The organism is Yersinia sp. LJYL362, assembly GCF_048323875.1.
The window spans coordinates 1-12,044 of the sequence record NZ_JBLWEX010000152.1 but is presented as its reverse complement, the minus strand read 5'-3'; the positions used below and the strand labels follow the sequence as shown (position 1 = coordinate 12,044).

Below are 12,044 nucleotides of genomic sequence, written 5' to 3'. Positions count from 1 at the left end.
CCCGCAAATCAGGCAGTATTCCGGATGGGAAACATAGCGCAAGCTTAGGGTTTGCTGATGTGTTGAAAGATGAACCATTACATTTCATCCAGCCGGTTGGTGGCACTGAAAGCGGCCACGGCACAGGAACACCAACGGGCAATGTACTTCCATCACCTAAACCTAAATTTAAGAGAGTCTGCGCAACAGCTGCCGGGCCAGCATCTTTAATTTCAGATAGGTTATTCGTGATTTTTAATAACGAAGCACCCAAATCACTGACTGCTTTTGGCGTAGCTGCCAGTATCTGGCTGTTGCTGTTGGTTGCGTTACTTAATTGAACAATGCCTTTTTGAGTTAATGAGGCATCTTTAAGCGCTGGAATACCCAAAGTAATCAGATGTTGTATGGCAGCCAGTAATTGCGCGCGATTCGCTTTATTTAAAGCAAAGCCAGCTGCTTCAACAACTCCCGCCAGTTCTTCCTGCACGGCATCAAAGTAATCATCATCCAATGCCGTGGCCGGTACGCCGGTTTGTGGGTTACCACGGGTAAAGCCGTTCTTGCCCGCGCCAAATTTATCAACCTGGGCGGTTGGGGTATCAATACGATGCATAAGGGGTTACTCCGGGTATAAGAAAGTCACATAGGTGTGTGAGGGGCAAAGTTTGTTAATGACGCATTCGGCGGTGGTATCGCCCCACGTTCTCAGGCTGTCGGTGCAGACAGAAGCACAGGTCATGTCGGTTATCTGAGTGACATTCGGCATGTTGACCTGCCACCAGTAGCGCCACTCTTCTGCATAAAGCGAGTCAATACAGGTCGAGGTGCAGCGAAAAACATCACTTTCAAACTGGGTAATAGTGGCATTCGGGTAGCCCAGTGCCGCCAGTTGTGCCAGATAGAACGCCTTGTTAATGCCGCCAGTGACATTAATTTTTGCATCCAGTCGCTGTTGCCGCTGGGCCAAGGTCTGTACGCCGGGCGGTGCACAAGAGTCCGGCAGTCCGGTTAATTGCTCATAGCGGCTAATGAGTTCGGTGGTAGTACGTGGATCAACTTCAACCATCAAACCATCCCCACGCCGATGAACGCGGGAGTAAGACGGTGCAAGCCCCAGCAGTAGGGGATCATCCCCCTCCCACGCCGGGCCACGCGGCAGCAGGTTTGTTAATAACTGGCTATAGCTGTCGATTAAGTCCACGTTAGCTCTCCCACAATAGGCAGCTCAGTCGCGGCCAGCGGGATATCATCGGTCGGGCTGACCAGAACGTGTTTATATTCGCCAGTGGCAATACTGATAGCCTCGCTGATACGCGAGTGATCCAGTGTTCCACCCGGCACCCCATCACGTAGAAACATAGCGCGTAACTCAGCAATGACCGCATAGCGCACTTCTGGTGTGTCGGGGGTGAGGCGAATATGGAACGGCACCACTTTTGCCACTGGCGCGAGAATATAAAGGCTGGCCCCTGCCACCGGAGCCAGCGGCAGAATGTGATCACGCACCGCGCTGACCACCGCATTATCCGGGATGGGGTTTTCAAGATTACTGTTAGCCACCATCACGCCGACCGTTCCGGCCCCCATCCAGTGGCGATAAGTCCAGGCGCGAGTGACGCCAGGCACCTCTTTAGCCCAGATAATGTAATCACCATCAGCGCCCCCCTGTGGGGTGTAATACCAGCGTTCGATGATCCGCGCTCGCCACTCGTCCACTGGCTCCACATCGGTACCGCCTTCGATGCTGTCAGCGGCGGCAGATGATGGCAAACCGTTAATCGGTTGGGTCAGCACCATGCTGATACCATCGTCAGTATTACCTGCAGTGCCAGCAACAGAGCAAATCACCGGTACCCGCAGAACGCCTGCAACAGCAGTTACCGCCGCCGTGGTGGTGTACTCCTGCAAATCATCACGTTGAATTACTCTGCCGGCAGGCACTTCAATACCGTTGGTGACCCCCTCCCAGCGCACAAACCCGGTCGCCGTGGCGGGTTCCTTGCGTGGGCAGCGCTTCATATTGCCGTGGCGCGTTAACCAATCCTCATCGCACTGATCCGGTAGCAGATTGCGGGCCAGATAATCGATGTAGCCGTAAACCGTATGCACTGCCGCCGCATGCACCCGGCTGTAAACCTCGGTGTCGGTACGGCGCAGAACAGCATCAGTTTGGAAGCGAGAATTAAGATCACTGCGGATTTGGGTAATGAGTTGGGGAAGTGTCGGGCGGTTAAATCCGCTGTCAGCCATTGAGTGCACTCCATAAATCATCAAATGTGATTAGCTGAGAACTGCCATCATTACGATACAGGGTTATCTCGGCGGTCAGTATCTCGGTACCGCGCCGCTGCACATTGATGGCTATTCGTGAAACTATGCCGTCGTCTTTTAGCCAGGCTAGCGCCTGTTCTAAGTAGCCTCTGGCCAGTTCGACGGTGTTATGGGTCAGTGTGGTGCGCTGAAGCAAGTACAAACGGGAACCAATACGGTCATTTTGTATGGTGGGATAGCTGTCCCCCCACCACCCCATCGGCAGTTCTGAATCATCATCCGGATCAGCACGACGCCAGCTGAAAAGAGAAATAATCACTGCGCGAGTTAAGTTATCGGTGGGCGTGGAGGCTGATTGTTGTTGACCATTCACCATCAGGATCATGAGTTACTCCATCTTCTGGTTAGGCTTATCGGTGTTTGGCTCACCGTGCGGGTGAGTGTGCGAGTTGAATTGACCGCGCATCGCCGCCATAGTGCCGGTTTTATCTTTAACATCCGCCGCAGACTCGACATTGCCCTGAGCTTTGATCTGACCGCTGGCTTCAATCAGTGGCGTGTTGAATACCGCTTTTTCCTCGGCGTTCACAATAAACTGTTTGGTGTTCAGCTCTATTTGGTTGCCGCGCTTGAGAATAATGCTGTCGCCCTCATCGCTGTAAATTGCCACCTCGCCAGACTTCAGCCCTTTAATCCGGTAGCGGCGATCAGCCACCACCAACACCACCCCATGCGAGCGGTCACCATCGGGGAAAGCGGCAAACGCTTCAGCCCCCGTATGCGCGGCGCTGGTAAAGCCATAAGGTTCCAGATGTTCGATGTTGTCTTTTAACTCATCTGCAATCATCTGGATTTGTAGCATCTGGTTTTTACTGCTGGAATCAAGGCGACGAACCACCGCCCGAACCAGCATATTGGATAACCCGCGCTGTATCCCATCCAACAATCGACTCATTAGAATTCGTCCTCTTCGGCTTTCTTACGGCGCTTCTTGTCAGGGTTAGGCGGTTTTGGTAAGTAAGCATCTGGCGGGCCAACCCGCAACTGGGTAAGGGTTCCCTGCTCGTTTTTGCTGTAGGTCACCTCCGCGATTAACATGTCGCGGTTGTTAAACCCCAACACCGGATCAAACACTGTGACCAGTTGATTGGGTGACCATAAATCGCCATTCCCCTGCCGCCAGCCCTGCACCGTATAGGTCACCTCATCAGTACGCGCTGCCCGCCGTAGCATTTCAAACTGACTGCGTTCAATCACCGAGGAACCCGTCGCATTGCCGCTCTGCTTGATCACCATCGGTCGATAGCGGCTGACACCACCGTCAACGGTTTTAGCCCGGATGGCATTGGTGGTGGCCGCGCCAAAATCGTCGTCATTGCCCGACCGCTGGCCCGCTACCACGTATTCAGAAAAGCGGTCTTTGATACTTTGTTCGGTGTCACAGGAGATAATATTTTCCCCCAGCACCAGTGCGGTAACAGTGCGTGAGGCACCCACCGGGCCAATCACCAATGCACCGGCTGGATTGTCATAGGCCAACACCTGCTGAATGCCCATCATCTTATCCAGCACATCGACCACAGTTTCGCCGTAATCCACCTGCATCCCCTGCATCGGCGTGTTTTCCACTCCGGCATTGACCACCGAGACACTAAAAGGCGCGGCCAACTGGGTCGCTATCTGGACAAAAGAGCGCCCGGTAAATTGGGTTATCAGGGCAGCGCAGTCGATCAAGTCTTCGGTTTTACTGCGGCCAACAATACCCACCGATACTGAGCGGGCGTCATAGCGTACCGGTGTGGCATCGATATAGCCGGTCACCACCAGATCCGTGCCGATCAACACCGTGACCGCATCGCCCTTTTTCACTCTGGGCTGCAGGTGTCCGGCTTCTTCGCTGCCGGGCCATTGGCGGGTAATTTCCACATTAAAATCACGGGCCAGACGTTCGATACCGGCCGAGATTGAGACCGACGTCCAGCCGACCCACTCACGGCCATTCACCCGCAGCGTGACATCGTTATTCATCGAATTGGCACCTGTAGTGTTTTCACCGGCACAAAGCCGGGATGGGTGATTTGGTTGCGCCCGATAATGTCAGTTTCACGCGCGGCAGAGTCATACCAGTCAGCTGCCAGCACCAACGCGGGCAGCACTTCATCAGGGGTGCGGAAGGTGGTTTTTTCTATCTGCTCGAGCCGCATGCTGATATCGCGATTGACATCAGCGCGCACGGTGTTGATCGCCAGAAACAGCGCATCATCAGTCACCCGTAGCAGTTCCTGATCAATGGCGGTATTGAGGGTGTCGCGGATCTCCGTCAATACCTCGTAGGTTACCGGCGGGGTCACTGCCACGGTGTCGCTAAGCGAGGTGACCGCCGGATGAGTGACCAGCGGCAGTTGCGCCTGTGGGGTCACCGTGGCAGTCAGTGGCGGGCGGGCCTGCGGTAAATCAGCCACGCTTTGTGCCGCCTCAGTCAGTGCGGTAGTACGGATGGCCTGAGCCACCACGTTGCGCTGGGTGGTCTGGGTCTGGATGGTTTTGCTGTCCGTTTTCCATACCCCATGTGGGGCCAGATCACGACCCACAGTAAACCCGCTCAGCCCCTTAATCTTATTGATAATGTCGTCGCTGTTACCCAGCAGACTGTTACCCGAACGCCACATACGTTGCAGGCGATTAACGAAATTCATGCCGGAACTGGGTGGCATCAGCAGCACCGACAAGTCGCCATCCAGCAAGCGGCCCGCATCGGCAATAGCCGAATTCACACCGTCAAAGGTTTTAATAGCGGTATTCATCATGTCGCTGGCATCACTAATAACGCCGTTCTGGATAAAGTCAGCCATCCCCTCCAGCCCGAAATCCTTACCGAAGGCATCAGTCACACAATCGGTCATGGCATCACAGGAAGAAACCAGCTTCTGGCCAGTGGCAACACCAGAGGTGGGAAAAGAGAGTTCACCGGCTTCAACAAAGTTAAAGTTAATGGTGCACATACGGCCATCTGAGGCTCTATGGCTAATGCTTACCTCACCATCGATACAGACATTTAGCTCGCCGTACTGCGGGTGGATCAGTTTCCCCGGCCCCGCCTGATTAATGGCGGTAATCAGTTGATCACGTTGTGCCTGGTAATCATCACCTATCAGATAGGCTGAAATAGTATCGCGCCGCGTCACCCGCCCCTGATCTTCGGAGTAAGGCTTATCGCGGTTGGGGTATTCATGGGTTTGTGTCCGGCGCCCGAAAGTGGCCTCATCCTCTTGCGTTTTAAATGGCACACCACGAAACGAGGCCGGTAATAGCTTATCTTTCCAGCTCATACATTCTCCGGGCGAAAAAAAACCCACCGAAGTGGGTTATATTTTTAGTGGTCTAACAGTTACTCAACAACGGTACATTGAGACTTGTGCTCACCTTTATTCTTTCCCTTGCTGGTATTCACTATTGTTTCGACATGCCCTGAATTTCTCATAGAGATCGAGACTGTGCCGTTTGGAGCGTTGTAGTGATACTCCCATCCAATAATGTTTTTCACCGTCATATCATCAAACTCAAGAGAATCGGGCCACATGCCGCCATGTGCCGAAGGGTTAAGGCTAAATGTTTCGGGTTTACTCACCACGAGAATTGGCTGCGGATTCGGATTACTACCATTAATAATGATGGCCTCCTCGACACCGCTGCATTTTAAATTAATTGACCTAACCGCTGGCTGACCTTTCTCGTCTTTCCCATCGTTAGCAACAAACTGATTAAACTCAGTGACTATTTTAGATTGTTGATTTTTTGCCTTTGGTGTAGAGGCAATAGATGCGGAAGATAAAAGGACTGATAAACATAGAACAATACAAAATGAGTTTAATTTCATTAGCTTCTCTGTTTATTTTCTATTGGAAAACGGACTGTAACCTACATCATAACCCACGCCAAAACCAGACTGATTAGTTTTAGTGCCAACAATTGCCATACCAGGGGGGGCATTATCAAACTTAACAGTGATTTCTCCATTGACTGCCTGAGGCCGAGCAGAAGCTAAAGGCACCTTAGAGTTTTGGCTGCCATCCATATTTAACAGCTCTTTCATGCGCGGAATAAATCCAGTGTAGCCTCTGTCTTGCTCCCCTTTTTTAAGCCTATCAACCAGAATTTCCCCTTTGGATTTATTGGTAGCCTGAGCCTCTTTATCCAGATCGTCCAGTTGCTTAAATAAGCTGATGATCACGCCGATAGTGACCATTTGACCACCATAAGAGATAAGTGTTTTTAATGCACCATTAAGCCCTCTGACACCTGCACCACCAGCGTTAATTCCTTTCAAAAATGAGAACGCAAAATCACCCGCCATATATAGCGCCAGCCCTTTCATTGCCCCTTCCCAGCCCCCCACTAGATCGACAATGGGCTTAATCTGATTCCATACATCTTTAAATACCGGCCCTACTGTATCCCAGTTAGCCACAATTAACGCCCCCGCACCGATCAGCAAGGTAAGTAATTTACCCAGCGGTGACATTTTGGTGACGAAATTCATAATACCGATTGCTTTCGTTACCGCTGTTACGCCAGTAGCAACAGAAATTAAATAAATCCCTAATTTAAATACTGTCTTTATTAATTCAGGGTTGGCCTTAACCCATTGCCGAAACTGCTCTAATAAAGGTTTAAGCTCTTTAGTACCCTCGGTAATATAGGGCAGGAACATATCTCCGAGAGTAATACTGGCAATCTCTAACTGATTCTTCAGTAATTGAACTGCGTTAGCCGTGGTTGCCGCTCTGGATTCATATTCTTTTTGCATTGAACCGGCATACACCTGAGCATCTGCAACTTTATTAAAATTCTCCCTCAGTAAATCCATATTGGTTAAGAGAGGCGCTATAGCCCCTAGCGATTCTCTACCAAATAGCGCCTCCAGTGCGGCAGCCTGTTTAGCTTTAGGTAATTTAGCGACAGAATCCAATACCTTTAAAATAGCGGTTTTGGAATCTTTCTGCATATCCGCAGCCAGTTGCTTAGGATCTATTTTTATAGCTTTTAATACTTTCCCTTTTAATCCTTTACCTGTGCCAGAGGTAAGCGACAACATAAAGTTTTTAATACCCGTTGAAGCTATTTCCGACTCTACCCCCATCCCGGCAATAGTCGCCCCCATTGCCGCGATTTCCCCCGACGCAAGGCCCGCCACACTACCTAACGGGCCAATTCGAGTCACAATTTCCGATATTTTTGCCGCATTAGCAGGGCCAGTATTCCCCAGATAGTTAACTTTATCTGACAGCGTGACCACTTCACTTTGCGTTAATTTAAATGCCGTGCGCCATTGGGCCATCATCTGACCAGACTCTTCTGCTGTCTGGTCGAAAGCGATACCCATTTTCACTGCATCGGTTGCAAATGCTTTCAGATCGGCACGAGCAATACCTGCCTGCCCACCAGCGGCAACGATGGCAGCTATTCCATCAGCAGCCATCGGGAGTTCGGTGGATAGCTTTAATATATCTTCTCCCATCTCCTTAAATTGGGCTGGCGTGTCAAAGTCCACAACCTTACGCACATCAGCCATGGAGGATTCAAATTCCATCGCCTGATTAATTGGGATAATGAAAGCACCACCAATGGCCGCGCCCATCATCGCTACACTTTGCATAACGTCTTTAAATTCCCCCTTAAACTTACGCAGATCCTTCTGCATCGTTGTCAGCGCCGGAGATAATTTATTGACGCCAGTAATAATCGCTTTTAACTGAAAACTATCTGACATTATTTAGCTCCGAATTAATGCGCTCGGCCTGCGCCTCCATCTCAAATATTTTGGATAGCGGGCAAGCCATGACGGCAAGAGGGTTCATGCGCCAAAAATAGGCAACGTTATAGACGCGACTAGTTAGCTCGCTGACACTTTTGATGCCGTAAAAAAACCAACAATCTGCATTGAGATAGTGATCAAGTCTTTCGGCAATAATTGCTTAGCTGATGAAGGGGGAATATCAGCCAGTATCGGTAAATATGCCAGCGTACAACTCATGTCAATTTTAGCGCTGCCGTTATCCGAATAAGAGAACGGCATACCAAACTTGGCAATTTCATCATATTCAGGCGCACGAATATTTAATTCTTTGACCTTTTCCCCACCCACGGTAATTTCTCTGCTTAATGTCACAATCATTGGTAAAAGCCCTCTTGTCCGTGGAATTCCATATCTACCGTGCCTTCTTCAGCATTATGGTTCGCTTCGCCATGTAGCCAGGCGCTGGAAAGTACATATACCTGACCATTTGCCAACTCACTGGTGATGGTCATGGTGTCGGCGGAAGTGATCTTGCTGATCGGGTAGTTTTTGGGCACTTTAAATGTCCCTTTGGTATAAGGGGCGCGGTGAGTTTCTTTGTAATCCACTGAACCATCCAGCCCGATCACATCGTCTTTCACCGCGGTGTTCATTGGCACCTCGATGCCGCCAGTCAGAGATAATTGCTGACCATCAATTTTAAAAAAGCACGTACCGCCAATTCGGGACATTTAGACCACCTCTTCGCTATATTGCAGACGGAACTGATTAAGCACCGCGAATACTCGCAGTTGGTTGACATAATCAGGTGGGAACAGCACATCAAGCCGGTTAGGGTTATCCGCATTGCGCTCGACAATCAGGTATTGTTTGAACAGCTCAAAGTTCTCCACAATGCCTGCACGTTCCAGTTGGCGGTAAATGGATAACATTTCTCCCTTAATGACATTCGGTGTGACAATCGCCTGACCTGCACCGAAACGGGTACCATCGTTCGCCAGCTTATGGCGTGGATACTTGCTGGTAATCACTGACTTCAACCGGCGCAACACGTAAGCGCTGATATGCAATGTTTCACTATCAAGAAAACTGTTATCAGCATTGCCGTAGCTGTTTTTCTGATAGGTGGTGATATCACGCTGAATGCGTAATACCCCGCCCTCGCTATAAGCTGTAGCGATGCCGTGAGTTAACAGGGATTGCTGTTCGGACAGAATGAAACGCGTCCCCACCGGAGCCGGAAGTGCGTCATTTAACAGGCCGGTTTGCGTAGGTCGCGCCGGATCGTTACGGATAAACACCGAATTACGCGCGGTTCGTGCCGCAATCAGTTCATCCATTGCCATCTGTACGCCGGTTTCATAGCCAGCAATAGTCAGATGCGGGTCGTTGAATGTGGCACCAAAAGCCACCAGATCCGACAAATCGCCAACTTTCGCGGTATACACATGGCCATATAACTGCCGTGACCAGCTCCAGCGCCCGGTATCGTCGTTCATCTCTTTGCCGATAGTGGCCAGTGATGCCGAGTCATTAAACGGGAAGGCGATAAAATCAAACAACTCATCACCCAGGGTGGCAATAGTGGCAGACAGGTTTGGTGCACCGGCCCCGCCAGCCAGTGGAACAATCGCCACATTCACGCCAGAGGGGTTCTGCTCACCGCCCACCGTACCGCGATAGTTCAGGCTGACAGGCAAACCATTACCGGTTAAGCCACTGTTTTTGGCCGTGAGGGTGACAACACTTGCAGCAGCAATGGCGGTCACCGGTAAATCAACCAGTGCATTAATTGCTGCAGCAATGCTGGTAGCGATAATCGCCGGAGTATCCAGTGCGGTGACAATCACCTGCACTCGGGTAGAGCCAAGATAAATAGCGAGAGCGCCAGAGGCTTGCGCGGTACCGGTGACAGTGAGTGTGCCGGTTGCCGGATCACCCGCGACTTCAGGGACAGCAACCACCCACAACTCACCAAAGGGATCGACAGCCCGATAAGCTGCCACCATGCGGGCTAACTGGCTACCTCGACCGGCTACCTGCCCCGCTCTGTCTGCCGATGGCATAATGACGAGAGTGTTCTTTTCAATCGAACTGGTTGCCAGCGCATGAGCGATAATCAGTGATGGCCCGCTGTCCTGTGCCGTATTCGCCGCGCTATTATCCATTTCGGCAAAGAACAACGGCACCCGTAAATCATTAGGGATGTTGTTAAAGCTGATCATTGTTTTTTGGCCTTCTGCTCAGGTTGAACGAGGGGTGCCGGTGGTGCGGTTTCTTCAGGTTCTGCGGCCTTGACGGTCACTTCTCCTGACGCTATCCGACGGTGCCAGTAAATATTTTCATCGACGTTTCGGCCCTCTGCGGGCAAAAAGTCACCTCTAACCGGGTCAGGAACTGACCGGCCATCTTTGGGGATCACATGCATAAGGGGTTACTCGTCGTTAAGAGGGATGTTTAACTTGTGCTCAATACTGCCGTCAGGGGTCATAAAATCGACATCAACCATGATCCGCTCCAGCTCTGCAAGCTGCTGAAGATCGTCCCATTGGCGGGTATCTTCTTCGGATATCTCAATTTTGGCAGAGAAGTCGTACTGGAAATAAAGGTGAGCGCGGTTGGTATCCAGCAGGTTACCGCCATCATACTGAATCGGGTCATAGCACGGTTCTGGTTGCCACCCCAATAGCGCTTTAAATAACTCAGCGCGCAAATCATGCACGGCATCAAATGCTGCTTTTTGACCCCGCTGATCTGCACTGTTACTCACCACTACCACCACGGCAAACCCATCGGTAATTGTCTGCCAATAGTCAGTTTTTGACCGTTGTTCGCCGGCAGTGTCATTAGTCGGGATAATCCATGCACTGGGTAGTGCCATCTTGCCATTTTCGAGGAGCAGCTCATATTCTGCCGCCCCAGACACTCGCCCCTCAAATGACGGACAACGCAGGCGCAAAGCGGCAATAACGAGAGATAATTTCATTTAACCACCACTGATTTTTTTAGTGCATTGAACAGCACCTTCTCAGACCATGTTCGCCGATTGGCCAGCGCCTCTGTCATGAAGTTTTTACGGGGCGCAATTTTCCAGCCACTCCCTCCTGATGCACCTTTTCGGTGACTCTTGCCTCGCCTGGCCTTGCGTTTCACACCGTAGAACAAGAACGCAGGGTAGAAATCATCACCAGAAGGTAGCTTGGTTGCTCGCCTGCCCCCTTTTTGGTTAGGCGCGATACGCACCATAAAGCCCGGACGTCCGCCTGATGGTGAGGGGACTTTATAGCCGATGGATTTTGATAGCCCGCCGGTGCGGGTACCAGGTACTTCACCCGCCTTTGATATGGCATGGCGTGCTACCAGTCGCCGCGCCTCGTCTTGCACACCCCGTCCCACTTTAGCAAAGGCGTTTCTGACCCTTTTCTGGTTGAATTCCAGCTCTTTAGGTTTATCAAAATCGACATGCAGATATAAACCGCTGGTAGAACTTTCCATTCCCATTAATGGCCCTCCCCGATAGCTTCCACGCTACCCAGCTCTTCAGCAGTGATAACCAGAAAGCGGCTAGCTTCATTCAAGTTGGTGGTGCCTTTGACCCGATAAACCATTTTATTAATTACCACTTCATCATCGGTAGTGACGCCGGTTCGGTAGCGGATAACAATGCGGTGCGTAATAGCAACATCTATCTGCATCGAACCAATACGGACAGAATCACCAATGGCTGACAACTTGGCCCAGGTATCAAAGGTGTTGTGATAAACGGTATCAACCCCCATATGCCCGTTGCCGGGAACATCTTCGCGGGTACGGAACTGAGCGCGCTTGTTTAGTTCACCGGGAGCCGGTGGCCGATAAGTGGCGTTGATTTCAGTGAAGCGGCGTTGAGTCATAGCGGAATAAACCTGTATGGGCCAACGAGGAAGTAAAAACTCATTGGCACTTCGGATTGTTCATAGTCGCTGACCGATGAGCGGTTTTCATACCAATGGCT

At 51.0% G+C, this 12,044-nt stretch carries 17 protein-coding genes; all 17 read right to left on the bottom strand.

What is annotated here, in order from left to right:
• On the bottom strand, positions 1–595 hold a 595-nt coding region (locus ACNSO8_RS07195), incomplete at its 3' end, for a phage tail protein (RefSeq protein WP_418394239.1).
• Positions 596–601: 6 nt separating this feature from the next.
• Positions 602–1,183: a YmfQ family protein gene (locus ACNSO8_RS07190; protein ID WP_418394238.1), complete on the bottom strand. Its 582-nt coding sequence runs from the start codon at positions 1,181–1,183 to the stop codon at positions 602–604.
• On the bottom strand, positions 1,174–2,232 hold the full coding sequence (locus ACNSO8_RS07185; RefSeq protein ID WP_418394237.1) for a baseplate J/gp47 family protein: 1,059 nt from the start codon (positions 2,230–2,232) through the stop codon (positions 1,174–1,176). The genes ACNSO8_RS07190 and ACNSO8_RS07185 overlap by 10 nt, the downstream gene beginning before the upstream one ends.
• Complete coding sequence (locus ACNSO8_RS07180; protein ID WP_418394236.1) at positions 2,225–2,638, bottom strand: phage GP46 family protein; 414 nt, start codon at positions 2,636–2,638, stop codon at positions 2,225–2,227. The genes ACNSO8_RS07185 and ACNSO8_RS07180 overlap by 8 nt, the downstream gene beginning before the upstream one ends.
• Positions 2,639–2,641: 3 nt before the next feature.
• Positions 2,642–3,208 (bottom strand): phage baseplate assembly protein V, encoded by a 567-nt coding sequence (locus ACNSO8_RS07175; RefSeq protein WP_418394235.1) that lies wholly within the window; start codon positions 3,206–3,208, stop codon positions 2,642–2,644.
• Positions 3,208–4,281 carry a phage baseplate assembly protein gene (locus ACNSO8_RS07170; protein ID WP_418394234.1) on the bottom strand — a complete coding sequence of 358 codons (1,074 nt, stop codon included), beginning with the start codon at positions 4,279–4,281 and terminating at the stop codon, positions 3,208–3,210. The genes ACNSO8_RS07175 and ACNSO8_RS07170 overlap by 1 nt, the downstream gene beginning before the upstream one ends.
• Positions 4,278–5,582, bottom strand: coding sequence for a DNA circularization protein (locus tag ACNSO8_RS07165; protein ID WP_418394233.1), 1,305 nt, complete (start codon positions 5,580–5,582; stop codon positions 4,278–4,280). The genes ACNSO8_RS07170 and ACNSO8_RS07165 overlap by 4 nt, the downstream gene beginning before the upstream one ends.
• A gap of 59 nt (positions 5,583–5,641) precedes the next feature.
• Entirely contained in the window at positions 5,642–6,130 is a 489-nt protein-coding gene (locus ACNSO8_RS07160) for a hypothetical protein (protein ID WP_019083754.1), read from the bottom strand.
• Between the two features lie 12 nt (positions 6,131–6,142).
• Positions 6,143–8,023, bottom strand: a complete 1,881-nt coding sequence (locus ACNSO8_RS07155; RefSeq protein WP_418394232.1) for a phage tail tape measure protein — start codon at positions 8,021–8,023, stop codon at positions 6,143–6,145.
• A gap of 123 nt (positions 8,024–8,146) precedes the next feature.
• Positions 8,147–8,428, bottom strand: coding sequence for a phage tail assembly protein (locus ACNSO8_RS07150; protein WP_418394231.1), 282 nt, complete (start codon positions 8,426–8,428; stop codon positions 8,147–8,149).
• Positions 8,425–8,781: a phage tail tube protein gene (locus tag ACNSO8_RS07145; protein ID WP_411927797.1), complete on the bottom strand. Its 357-nt coding sequence runs from the start codon at positions 8,779–8,781 to the stop codon at positions 8,425–8,427. Before ACNSO8_RS07145 ends, ACNSO8_RS07150 begins: the two co-directional genes overlap by 4 nt.
• Positions 8,782–10,275, bottom strand: coding sequence for a phage tail sheath subtilisin-like domain-containing protein (locus ACNSO8_RS07140; protein ID WP_418394230.1), 1,494 nt, complete (start codon positions 10,273–10,275; stop codon positions 8,782–8,784). It lies immediately after the preceding gene.
• Complete coding sequence (locus tag ACNSO8_RS07135; protein WP_019081889.1) at positions 10,272–10,478, bottom strand: DUF2635 domain-containing protein; 207 nt, start codon at positions 10,476–10,478, stop codon at positions 10,272–10,274. Before ACNSO8_RS07135 ends, ACNSO8_RS07140 begins: the two co-directional genes overlap by 4 nt.
• 6 nt (positions 10,479–10,484) lie before the next feature.
• Positions 10,485–11,036 (bottom strand): phage tail terminator protein, encoded by a 552-nt coding sequence (locus ACNSO8_RS07130; protein ID WP_418394229.1) that lies wholly within the window; start codon positions 11,034–11,036, stop codon positions 10,485–10,487.
• A complete protein-coding gene (locus ACNSO8_RS07125; protein ID WP_418394228.1) occupies positions 11,033–11,551 on the bottom strand; it encodes a hypothetical protein in 519 nt (172 codons plus the stop codon). Before ACNSO8_RS07125 ends, ACNSO8_RS07130 begins: the two co-directional genes overlap by 4 nt.
• Positions 11,551–11,943 (bottom strand): phage head closure protein, encoded by a 393-nt coding sequence (locus ACNSO8_RS07120; RefSeq protein ID WP_408560001.1) that lies wholly within the window; start codon positions 11,941–11,943, stop codon positions 11,551–11,553. Before ACNSO8_RS07120 ends, ACNSO8_RS07125 begins: the two co-directional genes overlap by 1 nt.
• Positions 11,940–12,044, bottom strand: a 105-nt coding sequence (locus tag ACNSO8_RS07115) for a head-tail connector protein (RefSeq protein WP_418394240.1), incomplete at its 5' end; no start/stop codon positions are given. The genes ACNSO8_RS07120 and ACNSO8_RS07115, both read right to left, overlap by 4 nt.